The organism is Psychrobacter sp. FDAARGOS_221 (genome assembly GCF_002313155.2).
Lineage (GTDB): Bacteria > Pseudomonadota > Gammaproteobacteria > Pseudomonadales > Moraxellaceae > Psychrobacter.
Genome location: NZ_NWFK02000001.1, coordinates 1006766 through 1024166, shown reverse-complemented (window position 1 = coordinate 1024166; position 17401 = coordinate 1006766). Strand labels below are relative to the sequence as shown.

The 17401-nt window shown below is 41.6% G+C and carries 16 protein-coding genes and 1 tRNA gene; 14 read left to right on the top strand and 3 right to left on the bottom strand.

Annotated elements, in window-relative coordinates; translation table 11 throughout:
• Positions 1-65: 65 nt before the first annotated feature.
• A complete protein-coding gene (locus tag A6J60_RS04235) occupies positions 66-854 on the bottom strand; it encodes an SIR2 family NAD-dependent protein deacylase (RefSeq protein WP_096064872.1) in 789 nt (262 codons plus the stop codon).
• A 269-nt stretch (positions 855-1123) separates the two neighbouring features.
• On the opposite strand from A6J60_RS04235, the gene A6J60_RS04230 reads away from it, so the two are divergent.
• On the top strand, positions 1124-1558 hold the full coding sequence (locus tag A6J60_RS04230) for a hypothetical protein (protein ID WP_096064871.1): 435 nt from the start codon (positions 1124-1126) through the stop codon (positions 1556-1558).
• Between the two features lie 456 nt (positions 1559-2014).
• Positions 2015-2974, top strand: a complete 960-nt coding sequence (locus A6J60_RS04225) for a hypothetical protein (RefSeq protein WP_096064870.1) — start codon at positions 2015-2017, stop codon at positions 2972-2974.
• 102 nt (positions 2975-3076) lie between these two features.
• Here A6J60_RS04225 and A6J60_RS04220 read toward each other — a convergent pair whose 3' ends face one another.
• Complete coding sequence (locus A6J60_RS04220; protein ID WP_102993951.1) at positions 3077-3466, bottom strand: surface-adhesin E family protein; 390 nt, start codon at positions 3464-3466, stop codon at positions 3077-3079.
• Between the two features lie 295 nt (positions 3467-3761).
• Between A6J60_RS04220 and A6J60_RS04215 the strand changes: the two genes are divergently transcribed.
• Positions 3762-4205, top strand: coding sequence for an OB-fold protein (locus A6J60_RS04215; RefSeq protein ID WP_096064868.1), 444 nt, complete (start codon positions 3762-3764; stop codon positions 4203-4205).
• Between the two features lie 173 nt (positions 4206-4378).
• Here A6J60_RS04215 and A6J60_RS04210 read toward each other — a convergent pair.
• Positions 4379-4455, bottom strand: a tRNA-Arg gene (locus A6J60_RS04210).
• A 539-nt stretch (positions 4456-4994) separates the two neighbouring features.
• Between A6J60_RS04210 and A6J60_RS04205 the strand changes: the two genes are divergently transcribed.
• The 11 genes from A6J60_RS04205 (at position 4995) to A6J60_RS04155 (ending at position 17266) form a co-directional block, all read left to right on the top strand.
• Entirely contained in the window at positions 4995-5615 is a 621-nt protein-coding gene (locus A6J60_RS04205; RefSeq protein WP_096064867.1) for a c-type cytochrome, read from the top strand.
• 491 nt (positions 5616-6106) lie between these two features.
• Positions 6107-7072, top strand: a complete 966-nt coding sequence (locus tag A6J60_RS04200) for an ABC transporter ATP-binding protein (protein ID WP_096064866.1) — start codon at positions 6107-6109, stop codon at positions 7070-7072.
• Positions 7073-7083: 11 nt separating this feature from the next.
• Complete coding sequence (locus A6J60_RS04195; protein WP_096066467.1) at positions 7084-7893, top strand: ABC transporter permease; 810 nt, start codon at positions 7084-7086, stop codon at positions 7891-7893.
• A gap of 205 nt (positions 7894-8098) precedes the next feature.
• On the top strand, positions 8099-8980 hold the full coding sequence (gene queF / locus A6J60_RS04190; protein WP_096064865.1) for an NADPH-dependent 7-cyano-7-deazaguanine reductase QueF: 882 nt from the start codon (positions 8099-8101) through the stop codon (positions 8978-8980).
• 1012 nt (positions 8981-9992) lie between these two features.
• Positions 9993-11708, top strand: coding sequence for an acetolactate synthase 3 large subunit (locus A6J60_RS04185; protein ID WP_193778085.1), 1716 nt, complete (start codon positions 9993-9995; stop codon positions 11706-11708).
• Positions 11708-12202 (top strand): acetolactate synthase small subunit, encoded by a 495-nt coding sequence (gene ilvN, locus A6J60_RS04180; RefSeq protein ID WP_096064863.1) that lies wholly within the window; start codon positions 11708-11710, stop codon positions 12200-12202. The genes A6J60_RS04185 and ilvN overlap by 1 nt, the downstream gene beginning before the upstream one ends.
• 164 nt (positions 12203-12366) lie before the next feature.
• Positions 12367-13383 (top strand): ketol-acid reductoisomerase, encoded by a 1017-nt coding sequence (gene ilvC / locus A6J60_RS04175; RefSeq protein WP_096064862.1) that lies wholly within the window; start codon positions 12367-12369, stop codon positions 13381-13383.
• Positions 13384-13760: 377 nt separating this feature from the next.
• On the top strand, positions 13761-14174 hold the full coding sequence (locus A6J60_RS04170; protein WP_096064861.1) for a hypothetical protein: 414 nt from the start codon (positions 13761-13763) through the stop codon (positions 14172-14174).
• Positions 14175-14543: 369 nt separating this feature from the next.
• Complete coding sequence (locus A6J60_RS04165; RefSeq protein ID WP_007394029.1) at positions 14544-14759, top strand: cold-shock protein; 216 nt, start codon at positions 14544-14546, stop codon at positions 14757-14759.
• 592 nt (positions 14760-15351) lie between these two features.
• On the top strand, positions 15352-16101 hold the full coding sequence (locus A6J60_RS04160; protein WP_096064860.1) for an electron transfer flavoprotein subunit beta/FixA family protein: 750 nt from the start codon (positions 15352-15354) through the stop codon (positions 16099-16101).
• A 232-nt stretch (positions 16102-16333) separates the two neighbouring features.
• A complete protein-coding gene (locus A6J60_RS04155; RefSeq protein ID WP_096064859.1) occupies positions 16334-17266 on the top strand; it encodes an electron transfer flavoprotein subunit alpha/FixB family protein in 933 nt (310 codons plus the stop codon).
• The last annotated feature ends 135 nt before the right edge of the window (positions 17267-17401 follow it).

The following is a 17401-nucleotide window of genomic DNA, read 5'->3' as shown; positions in this document are numbered from 1 at the left end:
TATTAAGTCATAGCCTCAGCTTTTATTTTGAGCTAAGATTTTTATCAGTTTTAAATTAAAATTTTTTAGCTTAATAGACTCTGCTGTAATTTTGGCAGTACCTCGCCGGCTTTACCGGCCAGCTCAATATCGACTAACGGATTTTGAGTTGGGTTTAAGTTAATCTCAATGATGGCAGCGCCTTGCTGCTTAGCAACTTGTAACAGTCCTGCCGCCGGATACACCAAGCTTGAGGTGCCAATACTGATAAAGACATCACAGTCATTCACCGCATACTCTGCATACCGCCACTCATCTTGGGGTAGCATCTCCCCAAACCAAACAATATCAGGCCTGATATAGCCGTCACATTGAGGGCAGCTTAGCAATCCATCTTCACTATAATCTATTGTTTCATTATAGGGCGCACCACACTCACTGCACTTATTACGCCACAGATGCCCATGTAAGTGAGTGACCTCACTGCCAGCCTGTTCATGCAAATCATCCACATTTTGGGTAATTAGTGCCAAGGTCTTACCTTGCTGTTGCGCCCACTCTTGTATCGAGTGAAGCGCATGGTGTGCTGAATTGGGCTGCTTATCTTTTACCAGATTACGGCGCCATTGATACCAAGACCATACCATCTTTGGGTCACGGTCAAAGGCATCGATACTGGCTAAGTCTTCTGCTCGATAGTTTTCCCATAGCCCAGTTTGTTTATCACGGAAAGTAGGTATACCGCTTTCTGCTGAGATACCAGCACCGGTTAGCACACAAATGCTATCAGCTTTGGATATTAAGTCAGCGGCTTGAGCAATGGCTGATGGATTAGGGGAGGTTGCTAAATTAGAAGGTGAGGTTATATCCGTCATGACACGCGCTCCAGTAGCAAAAATCGACAACAGGGTATCTTATCTATACCAGACTAAGGGCAGTTTAACATTTAGCCGTGCTTTTATCAGCACAGGTCAGCCGCTATCAGTCCTAGCAAGTCTTAAGTAACAGGTTTTGAGTAGCAGGTCTTTAGTGATAGGTATTGGGCTACAATGAAACATAAAAATAATAAACAATTAAAAGCTATCAGACGACGCGAGCTGATATGATAAATACAATTAAAAATAAATAAAAACGGAGAGTCGGTATGAATCAGATGATAAGTGGCTCAGTATGGCTGGCTATTATTGGGCTTGCCATGCTGCTATTGCTGGCAATTGGGTTTGTCAAAAAGCCAAATATCACGGGCAAGTCTAATCAAAGAAAAGGGAAGGGTAAGGCAAAAATAAAAACCACAAAGGCAGATAAACCTAAGTTTCAAAGCAAAGCCGGCAGCTTTAGTGGTAAGCCCAGTCAAGACATGCTCAGCTTACAAAAGCGAATCACCAAGCACTTCCCAGACTTTAGCGCCACTGCACGTGAAAGTCACTTGATCTTAGAGCGTAATGCCAAAAAAGTCGCCATGTTAACCATAGATACCAACGCTGATCTAGGACGTCGTCGCCTGGGTGAGGTTGCTGTGATTAATTTTCACAGTATGCCAAGTGTTGAAGAGTTACGCGTTGAATTAAGCGGTGTATAAGCTTGTTTTAAAAGTAGGATTAAACAATAAAGCAATACATCAGATAATAAAGCTAAGCGTGAAATAAGTGAATTACTAGCAAATTGCCTGTTTAATCACACCTGCCAGCGCCGACGTTATTTGACTTTAGCGCTGCTATAATGATAATGATGACTAAGCGTGACCGAGCACACATACTTTTTACTATGATTTGCTGTTTGTTTAGAATAAGTTAGTGAATATTAAAACTGACTGTTAAGCATTTCTTGTAATTTGGCTTATGCTACCCGCTTTACGTCCTATGTTGGGTCAGACAAGAGGGTCGAGTAAGAGCCGCAAACAGCTGCTTTAGTAATATCTTTAGTCATGTCTTTAGTTATACAGACAGGTGTTAAGGATATAAAGCACAGCGTCATACCAGGTCGTGGCGATACACACGCTAGGATAACTCACTATTTATTATAGGCTTAAATCATTATGCAGTGGCAAGATGAGCAAACCGTACAAGATGTTGCATTAAGAGAGAACAATCGACCAGATACTGGGTTTTTGTCTTGGTCAAACTATATCAAGCAGCATAAAGATGACCCGCAGCAAAGATATGCTGTGGCGCAGCAGTTCTTGCCTTGGCCGTTAGGATTTAAAGAGTCGGTATTGGCATTAAGAGCCATAATTCGTGAGCAAAAAAAGCAGCAGCAGGATTATGAAGATCAGCTATGGACGCTGTATCAACTGGCGGCATGGGAGTCTTTTTATCCCAAACAGTCGCCGCAGTTAGATGAGCCTGGGTTTAAGATATTTGTTCAATTCCCTGGATCGAAAGTAACCGAGCTAACCATCGACTATCAACAGCTTGGCTATCAGCAGCTTAAGCTATTGACGAAGACTGATGCCAAAATGCTGGTTGCTTTGTATGGTGAGCCCGAACAGCATAGCACCTTGTATCAGCTGTATCCTGAGGTATGGCAACAAGCAGAGGCGTGTTATGTGTCACAGTTGGCTGACACTGAAACGCTCAGCCCACAACAACAGACACAATCATTCAATCATAACAATACCAGTGCTGCGACAGTGAATCGTGCTGGCGTTAGTAGTGCGGCAAGAAAATATATGGCCGATGGACAGCCTTCTGAAATTCTGTGGAGCCGTGATAAGACCGCGAAAAAACAAATCACAGATGATCGCTCAGCGTCCAAAAATAAGCGTCGCTCTGGTAGCAGGTTGGCTATTGGACAGTTGGCACGAAAAAAGCTGAATCAAAGCAAACTTAAAGACAGTCCGATAGCGGATGTTATTAAGCAAGCGGTAACTCGGTCTAAGCCGCAATCGTTACTAGAGGTCATTAATACTCAGCTGAATCAGAATGGCTCGAAGGTTAAGCGGATTGTATTACTGATTGGCGGCTGTACTTTTATTATCAGCAAAATTAAACGCTAAGCGAAAGCAGATACAAAAAAAGCCAGTGATATTTATCATTGGCTTTTTTTATTCTATCTATATTTGTGTAGCAGTTAATCATGCTTATTGCTTATCCCACAATCAGTATGAGCAGACTAAATTAGCTACAAGTTCATTACCTGAGTCTGGGAAAATAACATCCCATAATCTCCAAGCATTAGGGACATTGGCTTGGTGAGTAGATTTTCCATTAAGTGTCATCGATACGGACAGTACTCTCGTTTTCATAGGTCGGGTGCAATCGTATTCATTTAAATTAGTCATTGTGTCGTACTTTATGGAGCCTGTTGTCTGAACCTCATTTTGATCGTATTTAATAAATGCTTGTCTATATCTCCCATGATTCACTATTGAATCAGTATCAACAAACAATTTTTCGCCTTCTTGGGTTATTCCAACTTCTACCCAGTTAGCCGCATGAGTTGTTGCTGAGATTAAACCTAATACCGTTAAAACTACTAGTCTCATCATATTAATCCTAATTTAATTTTTCCTTAAATTATATCTATATACCTCAATACTGTCATTAGAGCACTAATATCTAGATAAAGCTTTCAGCAGTGGATATGCACCTATTCTATGAATACCTATAATTTATTTCAGCTAAAATATTTGAAATAGTAAAAAAACAGCCACTAATTAAAAGAATTTCAATTAAAGTAATTTTTAATTAAATATAATTCATTATCTGTAACAGGGTTATGCGATATAGTAATCATTCTTTAATTTTTATTAACCATTGCTTATTTTGACTGTGAGTATTCCTATGAAAAAAATACTTAAGTGGGTTTTAATTATCCTTGTTGTGTTAATTGTAATTGCTATATTTACTGGTAACGATGACACAGAAACCTCTACATCATCTGCTGACACTCAAAGTGCTGAAGAAGTAGTAGAAGAGACTATACCAGTTACCGCTAATGAGTTATTTGATGCATATCAAAATAATGAGGTTGCAGCTGATAAGCAGTATAAAGGCAAGTTGCTAGAAGTAAGTGGTACAGTAGCTAGTATTGACAGCGGTATTAGCGATCAAGCAATTGTACAGCTTGCAACATCTAATGAGTTTATGAGTGTAGCTGCTGAAGGTGATGACACATTCACTGATACAGCTGCAACACTTAGTAAGGGTGAAAATGTGACAATGGTTTGTAATGGTGCTGGTGAAATTGCTGGATTTGTACAGCTAGACAAGTGTGTCATGCAGTAAAAAAACTGTATTTATAATTTAAAAACCCACTCAATCGAGTGGGTTTTTGTACTCTTTGAAATGGTAGGTTAGTTATTGATGACTAATCACAAGGCACGACAAAAGGCAAAAGTCCTGTAGAATAGGGCTTTCGAGGAGTATGAGGTAAGGAGTGTTAATAGGGGGATTAGAAGTGGTGCGCCCGGCGGGGATCGAACCCACGACCCTCGGCTTCGGAAACCGATACTCTATCCAACTGAGCTACGGGCGCATATCATGAACAACTGCTGCGCTATATCAGATGAAGCCGTATTTTGGCCAATAGATATAGGCGGCTTAGTTTAGCAAAAAGCCGGTTAAAAACCAACGTTATCGCTAATAATAATGGTATTGCTAGCGTGAGAAATGACAAAGTGTGGCAAAACTGTTACATTAGCAGGTTATTTAACCAGGTTTATTATCAGTAAAGAGGGTTGATTCACTACGCCTGACAGACAGGAGTTAGCCAAAAATAGCGCATAAAAGCTGATAGGGAACAACAACCTAGTGGGTGTCCGTAACACACGACAATCGCATTAGAATATTAATAAATGACGATTTGTCGATATAGTCACTATTGAAACATGGCAATTAACCCTATTTTTCCCTTATAATACTATGGAAAAGATATTCTTACTGATTTATTATTAATCTGTTAAAAACTGATACGTTTAAATAATTTACTCAATCATACACGACTGTTGACTGAGGCCTAGCTCAATTTATGCCATGGCATCCTTTAGCGGTCGTTCCACAAAGAGATTGTGACGCATGAAAAAAATCGTGATGTTATCCGCCGCAGCCATTCTTGGTCTTTCTGGTATTACCTTAAGCCAAGCTGAAGACGTTGTTGATGCAGCAGCCGAAACGACAGAAGTAGCGACTGCTACCGATGATGCTGCTAGCACTGATGATGCTGAAGCGACTGAGACCGATGCGACTGAAGAAGGTGCAGAAGAAGCGGCTGCAGCGCCTGAACCTGCTGTTGAAGAAGAGCCTATTCCTGAAGATACACCTCAAGTGAAAAAGGTGATTGCTTTGTATCCTAAGTTGGTAGAGCGTATTCAGCCTTACGGTAAGGTTTGTTTTGAAGGTGATACCAACTGTGACATTACCTTAACTGCATCTGCTGGCGCATCTGCTGATGGTGAGCCTCGTGATGGTAAAGCCGTATTCGATGCTATTTGTCACACTTGTCACGCCACTGGCGTAGCTGGTGCACCTGCTGTTGGTGATAGTGGTGCTTGGGGTCCTCGTATCGCTCAAGGTAAATCGACTTTGTATGATCATGCTATCAATGGTTTCAACGCGATGCCTGCTAGAGGTGGTGCGGATATTCCTGATGAAGAAGTACAAAACGCGGTTGACTACATGGTTGGTGAATCAAGCTAATCTGTGTATAAGCTGAATGACTTTTAAGCTGCAACGTTATAAAGCTGTTATGCTTTAAGTCATTGCTGAAGACGATATAGCCATTAACGCTGTATAGCAATCAAGGACGATTAAGCAATTGCTTTACCGCCTTGATTGCTTTGGTCGTTCAAGCTGCTTAGTTTAAATTGACCATTTAGATAATGATTAGACGTTAGGATAAAAATAAAACGCTTACCAAGTTGGTGAGCGTTTTTTTGTTAACAGAAATCTTCGTTAGTAGAAATCAATTACTGCCTTGCTGCTAATCAGACTTTGGGTTTACCGAGGCGCTTGGGTAGGGTTTAATTATTTATTTTCGCTACCATATAGTATAAATACTCGGCCGTTAGGCTTATTCATTCAGACATTGAAAGACTAAAGATTCACAAATTAAGAAACTAATTAACAAACTGAAAGCAACACACTGAAATTAACGCTACCACACTAATAGATAATGAAGCTGTGAATTTATGACTAATACAACGCCTGCATTACAAGTAGAGAATCTGACCAAGGTTTATGGCAATGGTTTTGCTGCCTTAAAAGATGTCAATTTAACGGTGCCTCAAGGGGGGTTCTTTGCCTTGCTTGGGCCCAATGGTGCCGGCAAGTCAACCATGATTGGCATCATTAGCTCATTGTTCAAGCCGACCGAAGGCAGTGTCAAAATATTTGGTACTGATTTGTTGCAAAACCCCTCTATTGCAAAGCAGTATTTGGGTATTGTTCCGCAAGAGTTTAACTTTAACCAGTTTGAAAAGGTTGAGGATATTTTAATCACTCAAGCCGGTTACTTTGGCATACCCGCCAGTGATTCTAAACCTCGCGCCAAAAAGCTACTAACGGCTTTGGGGCTATGGGATAAGCGTAATAATAAAGCTCGTGAGCTGTCAGGCGGTATGAAGCGCCGATTGATGATTGCGCGTGCTCTAATTCATAAGCCAAGACTGCTGATTCTAGATGAGCCGACCGCTGGGGTAGATATTGAGCTGCGCCGCTCGATGTGGGAGTTTATGCAGCAGATTAACAAAGAAGAAAATACTACGATTATCTTAACCACGCACTATCTTGAAGAGGCAGAGCAGCTGTGTCGTTATATCGCCATTTTAGATCATGGTGAGATTCGAATTAATACTGAGATGAAGGATTTGCTGTCGAAGCTGTCTATTGAGACCTTCGTATTTGATTTGGTCAATCCGGTATCTAATCCAATTGAGCTAACCGGGGTGACCGGTATGTCACAGCCTGACGCACAAACGTTGGAGGTGACGTTGAGCGAGGGTGAATCCTTAAATCAGGTGTTTAGCCAGTTATCAGAGCTAGGTATAGAAATTTCAAGTATGCGTAATAAAGCCAACCGCTTAGAAGAATTATTTATGCGTTTGGTTGAGCAGGGTGTGGAGACAAAAGACAGTATGAAGGAGGCAGGGCTATGAGCAATAATCAAATGAATAACAACTCGGCAGGCCCTATTCAAGACGGCCTTAGCTTTGCACAAAAGTGGATTGCCTTTCGTACTATTGTAGTGAAAGAAATCCGTCGTATCTTGCGTATTTGGCCACAAACCCTGTTGCCGCCAGTGATTACCATGAGCTTGTACTTTGTCATCTTCGGTAAGATGATTGGCTCACGCGTCGGTGAAATGGGCGGTGTGCCGTACATGCAGTTTATTGTGCCTGGTCTTATCATGATGTCGGTTATTACCAACAGTTATTCGAACGTGGTGTCCAGCTTCTTTAGTGCCAAGTTTACCTCAAGTATCGAGGAGCTATTGGTATCGCCAGTCTCTAAGCACTCTATCTTAATGGGTTATGTCAGTGGCGGTGTGTTTCGTGGCCTGATGATTGCGGTTATTGTCTCTATCGTGGCACAGTTCTTCACACGCCTAGGCATTGAGCACTTTTTTGTGATGTTATTTACGGTGCTGGGTACCTCTATGTTGTTCTCCTTAGGCGGATTTATCAACGCCGTCTTTGCGCGCTCATTCGATGACATCTCTATCATTCCAAGTTTCGTATTAACACCCTTAACTTATTTGGGCGGGGTGTTTTATTCGTTAGACAATTTATCGTCATTTTGGCAAAGTGTGTCACTGCTAAACCCCATTGTGTATATGGTCAACTCGTTCCGTTACGGCATCTTGGGCTATTCTGATGTCAACGTTTGGTATTCGATGCTGGCTATCTTTATCTTTTGTGGTGTGTTCTATGCCATTGCCTATCGTTTATTAGAAAACGGGTCACGCTTAAGACTGTAAATTTGGTTTTAGGCCAACTAAGCGGTTGGCCTAATACGGTCAACTCAATACGGTTAACCTTACATCTAGCATTATCAGTATCTATCACAGTTCACAAATTGCTTATAAACATTGCTTAATATAAAACTGCTTATTAAACAGTAGTTATCACAAAGTGATTAGCAAAAATTGAGCAAACAGACAGCATAACTAGACAGGAAAAATTATGAGTATTCATGGCGTACTAGGGGAGAGCACCAGCTACCCAAAAACCTATCAGCCCGACACATTATTCGCCATTGAGCGCGCTTTAGGGCGTGATGCGATAGGTTGGGAGCATGATAAGTTGGCACTTGGTATGGACTGGTGGCATGCATTTGAAGTGTCTTGGTTAACACCGCAGGGCATTTCACAAGTGGCCGTTGCTCGATTTGGTATTCCTGCCAGCTCTCGATATATCGTAGAGTCTAAGTCGTTGAAGCTGTATCTAAACAGTTTAAACTTTACTGAATTTGACAGCTGGCAAGCGGTGGAAGAGACCATTGCCAAAGACTTATCGGCATGCGTTGATGCTCAGGTGCAAGTAGAGTTGTTTGAGCTAGAAGCATTAACCCAAGCTTCTGGCAGTAACAGTGGGCTGTTAATTTCACAACCATCAGGGCAGTGTGTCGATCAGGCATTACAAGGCGATGAGAAAGTCGAATTAGTCGCTGATCCTGATGCCAGTTTGCTACAGCCACTTAATTCACAACAGCCATCTGAATCATCTGACAAACAACCGGTTCAGCAGCAGTTTTACTCAAATCTATTACGCAGTAATTGCCCAGTGACTAATCAGCCAGATTGGGGCACGCTCTCTATCGAAATGACAGGCGCTGAGGCGGTAGACCCAGCCAGCTTATTACGCTACATCTTAAGCTATCGTCAGCACAATGGCTTTCATGAGCAATGTGTGGAGCAAGTATTTGCCGATTTAAGTCAGCGTTTTAATCCGGATTCACTGATGGTTCGCGCGTGGTATACCCGCCGTGGTGGTATTGATATTAATCCATGCCGTGTCAGTGATGAAAGCCTACTGCCAAAACCAAGCCGTTTGGTGCGTCAGTAGCTTATTTCACGCCAATAAAACATCTGAACTAATTCATTAAAAACAGAAAAATTACAACCTAAGACACCCTACGTTAAGTGCTCATTATCAATACTGATGCCTTAAAGTAGGGTGTCTTATTCATTTTATTTTGTTGACAACACTGGCAAAACATCGGATTATAAGATTTTGATTAGTCAGTTAACCGGCTCTATCGAGTCAGGTAACTTAAAGTAGCAACTATAGCAGGCTTACCGCCTACTTTAGGGTAGCTATTTTAAATGTGATGAGTAGCCGCAGTCAGACAACTTTGCTGATGCTGCGAGAACTCAGGGACTTATCGGTCTACAGTGACTAAGTGTTCGATCTAATGCTAAAGCCAGTTAGGCGTTCAACTTGCCAAACTCAACTTTAAAGCTTCAATAAGAGTTTGCTGTCTTTGATGACGTTATGACTTTAGGTTATTAACGTGTTTAGTTTAGATTGAAAGGCAATCATCTTCCTATTGAGTGGTGTAATATTAAATTGCGTCTATAAACTTAATATTAAACTTGAAAGATGTATCGGCCTGTTTAACTCGATTTGCATGTTTTATAACCCAAAACACACCAATCTTGTTAACACCTTAATCGATCAATAACGCTAAGCGTGCTTGCCCATTGATAATTGCCAAAACTAGGTATTATCAAGCATCGCAACCCCACGCAAAGTATGGTCACTGTCAACGTTAAGTCTTATATCACATAGCGCATGCTTGTTGGTATTTTTTGCCATGTCTGAATGGTTATTAAATTATCTGGAAATGGCTGATAAAAAAAGCTTAATATGATAAGTTAATTGGTTTTAAAAGTAACATAACCAAGTTTAAAAATAGCACACGGCTATTTTGAAATTACATCCCGCAATAAATAAGGTGATGACAGTGACCCAAACAACCCAAAGCCCTAATATGACAGGGCACACACAAACAGCGCACGCTGCCGTTAATTTTGGCAAAAAGCGTGAACTCCTAGAAAATGGCGATGGGCCAATAATGCTTTCTGGTGGCGAAATGCTGGTCCAGTCCTTAATTGATGAAGGTGTGGACTATATTTTTGGTTACCCAGGTGGTGCCGTCCTGCATATTTATGATGCTATTTTTAAACAAGATGCCATTGAGCATTTATTGGTGCGTCATGAGCAAGCTGCTGGCCACATGGCTGATGCTTATTCACGTCTTACCGGTAAGCCAGGTGTGGTATTAGCTACTTCAGGTCCAGGCGCAACCAATACCGTAACCGCTATTGCCACCGCTTTCATGGACTCTATTCCAATGGTTGTCATCTCAGGTCAGGTACCAAGATACTTGATTGGTGATGATGCCTTCCAAGAAACAGATATGGTTGGGGTGTCACGTCCCATCGTTAAGCACAGCTTTCAGGTACGCCACGCCAGTGAAATTCCTGAAATTGTGAAAAAAGCCTTTTACATTGCTCAATCAGGCCGTCCGGGCCCTGTGGTAATCGATATTCCAAAAGACACCACAGCGCCGCATGAGAAGTTTGAATACAATTATCCTGATTCGGTAAACATCCGCTCTTATCAGCCATCAGTGAAAGGTCACACGGGTCAAATCAAAAAAGCGATTGAGACTTTATTGGCCGCTAAGCGTCCTATCTTATATTCAGGCGGCGGTGTTATCTTAGGCAATGCGCATGAAGAGCTAACCAAGCTTGCGCGTCAGCTTAACTTACCTGTTACTAATACCTTAATGGGCTTAGGTGCCTTCCCAGGTTCGGATCGTCAGTTCTTGGGTATGTTGGGTATGCACGGTACTTATGAAGCCAACATGACCATGCATCATGCCGATGTGATTTTGGCAGTGGGTGCACGTTTTGATGACCGTGTGACTAACAATGTTCAAAAATTCTGTCCGAATGCGACCATTATCCACATTGATATCGATCCGGCATCTATTTCAAAAACCATTATGGCCGATATTCCAATCGTTGGTGATGTGAAGTCAGTATTGACTGATATGCTTGAGCTACTAGAAGGCGATGACAAGCAGCTTGATCAGCCAGCGCTACAAGACTGGTGGTCACAGATCAATGAATGGCGCAACCGTCATGGCTTACGTTATGACACCAGCACCGAGCATGGTATGAAGCCGCAGGCTGTGGTTGAAAAATTATACGAATTGACAGAAGGTAATGCCATCATCACCAGTGATGTGGGTCAGCACCAAATGTTTGCAGCGCTTTATTACAAATATAATGAACCACGTCAGTGGCTGAACTCTGGCGGTCTAGGCACCATGGGTGTTGGTCTGCCTTATGCGATGGCAGCCAAGCTGGTCAATCCTGATCGTGATGTGGTTTGTATCACCGGTGAAGGCTCTATTCAGATGAATATCCAAGAGCTATCAACCTGCTTCCAGTATGGGTTACCGGTTAAGATCTTATGCTTAAATAACGCTCAGTTAGGTATGGTAAAACAGTGGCAGGATATGCTGTATGAGGGTCGCCATGCGTCCTCTTACATGGAGTCATTACCTGACTTTGTTAAGCTTGCTGAAAGCTATGGCCATGTCGGTGTCAAAATTACCGATCCAGAAAAGCTTGATGAGCAGCTAGCAGAAGCGCTTGCGATGAAAGACAAGCTGGTATTTATCGATGTCTATGTCGATCGTCACGAGCACGTCTATCCAATGCAAGTTGCCGGTCAGTCTATGCGTGATATGTGGTTATCGAAGGGGGAGCGTACCTAATGCAACAACATCTAATCTCTGTACTAATGGAAAACGAAGCTGGGTCGCTATCACGTGTTGTCGGTCTGTTCTCACAGCGTGGTTATAACATCGAAACCCTAAACGTTGCACCAACTGAAGACGAAACCATTTCACGTTTGACCTTAACCACTAATGCCAGTGCAGAAAAAATTGAACAAATTACTAAGCATTTGCACAAGCTGATTGAAGTGGTTAAAGTCATCGACTTAACAGACAATGCGCACGTTGAGCGTGAGTTGATGCTGATTAAAGTTCGAGCCACAGGCAGTGCTCGCTCTGAAGTGAAACGCAGCGCTGATATTTTCCGTGCTCAAATTGTTGATGTGACCGCCAACTTATACACCATCCAAATTGTTGGTGATGGTGAAAAGCTAGATGGTTTCATTGATGTTATTGGCCGTGAGCGTATTTTAGAAGTCGTGCGTTCAGGGGTGATCGGTATTTTACGTGGCGATCGCACGCTAAGTATTTAAGGGGGCATTCGTCTCATATAAGCCTTTGTTTTAATAGCATTCATGTTAAATATTAGGTTATATATGAGACGTTTGCCAGCCCAATTGTTGTACTATTTCAAGGTTGATTTTCAACACCACCCATTATTTTCAAATTGATTGAAAGTATTTAAAAGGACTAAATTATGAACGTTTATTATGATAAAGACTGTGACCTATCTATCATCCAAGGCAAAAAAGTTGCCATTATTGGTTATGGTTCACAAGGCCACGCTCACGCCCTAAACTTACAAGATTCTGGCGTTGATGTGACCGTTGGTCTTCGTGCTGGTTCAGGCTCATGGAAAAAAGCAGAAAATGCAGGCCTAAAAGTATCTGAAGTTGCTGATGCTGTACAAGCTGCTGACGTGGTGATGATCTTAACCCCAGATGAGTTCCAAAAAGCGTTATATGAAGACGTAATTGAGCCAAACATCAAAGAGGGCGCAACCCTTGCTTTCGCTCACGGCTTTGCTATCCATTACAACCAAGTTGTACCACGCAAAGACTTAGACGTTATCATGGTTGCACCAAAAGCACCGGGTCACACTGTACGTTCTGAGTTCACTAAAGGCGGCGGTATTCCAGATCTTATCGCTGTTTATCAAGACGCTTCTGGTCAAGCCAAGCAGTTGGCGCTATCTTACGCAGCAGGCGTAGGCGGTGGTCGTTCAGGTATCATCGAAACTACGTTCAAAGATGAGACGGAAACTGACTTATTCGGTGAGCAAGCGGTACTTTGCGGTGGCGCAGTTGAGCTTGTGAAAATGGGCTTTGAAACCCTAACTGAAGCTGGTTACGCTCCAGAAATGGCTTACTTTGAGTGCTTACATGAGCTTAAGCTTATCGTCGACTTAATGTATGAAGGCGGTATCGCTGATATGAACTACTCAATCAGTAACAACGCTGAGTACGGCGAATACGTAACCGGTTCTGAAGTAATCAACGAACAGTCACGTGAAGCAATGCGCAATGCTCTAAAACGCATTCAGTCTGGTGAATATGCGAAAATGTTCATCGCTGAAGGCGCGGCTAACTATCCGTCAATGACAGCGCGTCGTCGTAACAACGCTGATCATGAAATCGAAAAAACAGGTGCTAAGCTACGTGCGATGATGCCTTGGATTGGCGGTAACAAAATCATCGACAAAGAGAAGAACTAATCATTCGACTTATTTGTCACCTGTGAGCTGATGGCTTAAGCGATTTGCTTATCTAAGTTAGCAACAAGCCTAAAGCCATTAGCAAACAAGCCCATATGTCTAAGACATGTGGGCTTTGTTGTTTGGTGCTCATTAATATCGTTGAAAGCGTGTAATTGCTGTGATTATGTGCAACTACTACAATTAAAGCTATACGATTGCAACGACTTAAACAGTTTTGTTTGCGGTGACTGCCAGCAGTGGTATAGACTGATGCGAATAAACGTTTTTAGCTATTTAGCTAAAGGCTATCTAGCTGAAAATATCTATCTTAAAATAGACTAGACTATTGGCTATACAATAGTCGAACGACCCGAGAATAAAGGATATAATATTTAATGAATACCGAATGGTTTGCTCAAATCGATTCCCAGCTCATCTTTATCATGTTAAGTGCGCTGGTAGCTGTTTTGATTTGGATCGAAGGGCAAATGCTCAAAAAAACCAATGGCAAAATACCGAAGACCGCTTTTTTTAAATTCTGTGCCGTCGTAGACTTTCTGTGGGTGCCCATCTCAATTGGCGCGATGTACCTGTTTGACATGGATGGCATTTATTTGACAGTACCCATTGCTTATCAGATCTATGCGGTTGCAGGCTGGGTATACAGTAATCGTTTGTTTAAGCGTAAAGGTACGCCTGATATTGAGAAGTTTGAAATATCAGAATCGTATATTTCTTTTTGCCAGTCGTTTGCGTTGGTGTTTTTTGTTCTATGTGTTGCGGTCACCACTTACGCGCTGATTACCTAATACTGATAATCCAGTAATGCTAACCCTCAAAAACGCAGTGTTTTGTCACTAACCTGACCTAAAGAGGACTTTTATTTACATCATTGCTACCAAAAGCACAGATATTATTAGGACATGCGCTGCAAAGCTGTTATACTAGGTTTTAGTAAGTAAGTTACTTTTTGAATGAATAGCACAGCTACTGATTCAAACATGGCTGCATTTTATCGTAGTGATGTAAGAAGTATCTATTTATTAGAGTGAGGGTTAGTTCACCTAATCAATAATACTCGATTTACGTTTTCTACAGGCGCATAGACTACTTTGTAGTTATTGCCCAGTTAAAAGCATCATGACTATAGTTAAATCAATTTTATATTAGGAAAAGTTATGTCAGAACGTGTACAAGGTACTGTTAAGTGGTTCAACGAAGCGAAAGGTTTTGGTTTCATCGCACAAGACGATGGCGGTCAAGACGTATTTGCTCATTACAGTGCTATTCAAGGCAGCGGTTTCAAAACCCTTGCTGAAGGTCAAAAAGTTACTTTTGTACTAGGCCAAGGCCAAAAAGGCCCACAAGCTGAACAAATCGAATCAGCTGAATAATTTTTGTAGGCTTTAACCTACACTTCGTGCTTATCACCTATAAAGGTGAGAGTGTGAAAGAAAAAGACAACCCTTAAGCGGTTGTCTTTTTTTTGGTCAAAAATTGCGATTAATCATCCGTTTAGATGAACTGTTAGATGTTTTGGCCATTGTTATCATTAAGTTTTTATAATAAAAATGAAACAAGCAGGGCACGGGTATGCCAGTTTTGACTAAATCAGAAAGGGTATTGTAAAATTTCAAGGGGATAATTTATGACCCTTTATTCACGTCAAAGGCTTGACCTAAATGGGCTGCTCACGCAATATAGTTGCGTTTGATAATTTATCTTTATTTATAGCACCTTAATTGAAAACAAAAAGATTGCTATAAACAAGATGTGGTATATTTTATTTTGTGAATGAAATGGAACACTGGGTTTATCTGAGGGCACTCAGTTAATTAAATCCAACAAATTGTTATATAAATTAGTGCACATATTGGCTAAGATATATAAGAATAACTTGTAAAGTGCTGTGTATAGGTTTAGATAAGCATACGGCACATAATTATTAACTCTGAATAATTCATAACATTAATAAACGAGGAACGTATGAAAGCATTAGTCGCTGTTAAACGTGTGATTGACTATAACGTAAAAGTACGCGTTAAAGCTGATAATTCTGCAGTTGATCTTAGCAATACTAAGATGTCAATCAACCCATTTTGTGAAATTGCTGTTGAAGAAGCAGTACGCTTAAAAGAAGCGGGCGTAGTTGATGAAGTTATCATCGCCTCAATCGGTCCAAAAGAAGCACAAGAGCAAATCCGTGCCGCTCTAGCACTAGGTGCTGACCGTGGTATCTTAGTACAAACTGACGACAAGCCTTATCCTCTACAAGTTGCTAAAATCCTTAAAGGCATTGCAGAGCAAGAAGGTACTGATATCGTACTACTTGGTAAACAAGCCATTGATGATGACAACAACCAAACTGGCCAAATGCTTGCTGCATTAATGGGCGCTGGTCAAGGTACATTCGCCTCTGAAGTAAAAGTTGAAGGCGACAAAGTAAATGTTACTCGTGAAATCGACGGCGGTCTGCAGACAGTTGCATTAACACTACCTGCTATCATCACTACTGACTTACGCTTAAACGAACCACGTTACGCGAAGCTGCCAAACATCATGAAAGCTAAGAAAAAGCCACTTGATGAAAAAACACCAGCAGACTTCGGTGTAGATATGGCCACTAAGCAAGAGATCTTGAAAGTAACGCCACCTGCTGAACGTACAGCGGGCGTTAAAGTTGGTTCAGTAGACGAACTAATCGACAAACTTAAAAATGAAGCAAAAGTTATCTAATTGAATAATTAATTTTGTTTAAATTTGATTAGTATCAGCGAGTATGTCGCCTGTCGATAACTTAAATGCAACGTTCAATCAAAGTGCAGAGCAGTGAAAAAAGTGCGATGCTAAAGACGTTATTAGCCATTGACGTTATTAAGGACACAAAAAGTAAAACTTAAAATAAGTGACAGGCAGCAACCAACCGTTACCAAATCATCATCTCAATATTAGAAAGGATAATAATCTCATGGCAATTTTAGTATATGCAGAACATGACAATGCCGAATTAAAAAAGGCAACTTTAAACACAGTAACCGCTGCTTCACAAATGGGTGGCGATGTTCACATTCTAGTTGCAGGTTCAGGCTGCCAGCCAGTTGCTGAACAAGCAGCTAAAGTAGCGGGTGTTAGCAAAGTAATTTGTGTCGATGACGCCGCTTATGAATATCAACTAGCAGAGAACGTATCTCTATTGGTTAAAGATCTAGCTGGCGATTACAGCCACATCGTTGTACCAGCAACCACTAATGGTAAAAACTTCTTACCACGCGTTGCTGCTCTACTAGACGTGAGCATGATCTCTGAAATCTCTAAAGTAGTTGATGCCAATACATTTGAGCGTCCTATTTATGCAGGTAACGCGACTGCAACAGTTAAAACTACTGAAGATAAAGTACTGGTTACCGTACGTGCTACAGCGTTTGACCCAGCTGCCGCTGAAGGCGGTTCTGCAACTATCGAAGAGAAGAGCGATGCACGAGATGCAGGTACTTCAAGCTTCGTTGGTGAAGAACTGGCTTCTTCAGACCGTCCAGAGCTAACATCAGCTGAAATCGTTGTATCAGGTGGTCGTGCCCTTGCTAACGGTGAGAACTTCACTAAGATCATCGAACCCTTGGCAGACAAGCTAGGCGCTGCTATCGGTGCATCACGTGCAGCAGTTGATGCGGGCTACGTACCAAACGATATGCAGGTTGGTCAAACAGGTAAAATTGTTGCACCAAACCTATACATCGCTCTTGGTATCTCAGGCGCTATCCAGCATTTAGCGGGTATGAAGGACTCTAAAGTGATTGTTGCTATTAACAACGATCCAGAAGCGCCTATTGCTAGCGTTGCTGACTACTTCTTAGAAGCTGACTTATTTGAAGCTGTTCCAGAAATGACCAGCAAGCTGTAATTGCTATACTTTATAAGTATAAATAACACAGCACAGTAAATAAAAAGCCTTCAGCATTATGTTGAGGGCTTTTTTTATGGGTGCTTGTATGTTTAGGGCACATATCTGATAGACAATTAGACTAATAATGCGGAG

What these genes read in the sequence shown, in the direction of transcription:
- A6J60_RS04170 (WP_096064861.1), top strand. Translation starts at nt 13,761, where the DNA reads ATGAATACCGAATGGTTTGCTCAAATCGATTCCCAGCTCATCTTTATC.
- A6J60_RS04160 (WP_096064860.1), top strand. Translation starts at nt 15,352, where the DNA reads ATGAAAGCATTAGTCGCTGTTAAACGTGTGATTGACTATAACGTAAAA.
- ilvN (WP_096064863.1), top strand. Translation starts at nt 11,708, where the DNA reads ATGCAACAACATCTAATCTCTGTACTAATGGAAAACGAAGCTGGGTCG.
- A6J60_RS04155 (WP_096064859.1), top strand. Translation starts at nt 16,334, where the DNA reads ATGGCAATTTTAGTATATGCAGAACATGACAATGCCGAATTAAAAAAG.
- queF (WP_096064865.1), top strand. Translation starts at nt 8,099, where the DNA reads ATGAGTATTCATGGCGTACTAGGGGAGAGCACCAGCTACCCAAAAACC.
- A6J60_RS04200 (WP_096064866.1), top strand. Translation starts at nt 6,107, where the DNA reads ATGACTAATACAACGCCTGCATTACAAGTAGAGAATCTGACCAAGGTT.
- A6J60_RS04205 (WP_096064867.1), top strand. Translation starts at nt 4,995, where the DNA reads ATGAAAAAAATCGTGATGTTATCCGCCGCAGCCATTCTTGGTCTTTCT.
- ilvC (WP_096064862.1), top strand. Translation starts at nt 12,367, where the DNA reads ATGAACGTTTATTATGATAAAGACTGTGACCTATCTATCATCCAAGGC.
- A6J60_RS04230 (WP_096064871.1), top strand. Translation starts at nt 1,124, where the DNA reads ATGAATCAGATGATAAGTGGCTCAGTATGGCTGGCTATTATTGGGCTT.
- A6J60_RS04235 (WP_096064872.1), bottom strand. Translation starts at nt 854, where the DNA reads ATGACGGATATAACCTCACCTTCTAATTTAGCAACCTCCCCTAATCCA.
- A6J60_RS04195 (WP_096066467.1), top strand. Translation starts at nt 7,084, where the DNA reads ATGAATAACAACTCGGCAGGCCCTATTCAAGACGGCCTTAGCTTTGCA.
- A6J60_RS04225 (WP_096064870.1), top strand. Translation starts at nt 2,015, where the DNA reads ATGCAGTGGCAAGATGAGCAAACCGTACAAGATGTTGCATTAAGAGAG.
- A6J60_RS04220 (WP_102993951.1), bottom strand. Translation starts at nt 3,466, where the DNA reads ATGATGAGACTAGTAGTTTTAACGGTATTAGGTTTAATCTCAGCAACA.
- A6J60_RS04185 (WP_193778085.1), top strand. Translation starts at nt 9,993, where the DNA reads ATGCTTTCTGGTGGCGAAATGCTGGTCCAGTCCTTAATTGATGAAGGT.
- A6J60_RS04165 (WP_007394029.1), top strand. Translation starts at nt 14,544, where the DNA reads ATGTCAGAACGTGTACAAGGTACTGTTAAGTGGTTCAACGAAGCGAAA.
- A6J60_RS04215 (WP_096064868.1), top strand. Translation starts at nt 3,762, where the DNA reads ATGAAAAAAATACTTAAGTGGGTTTTAATTATCCTTGTTGTGTTAATT.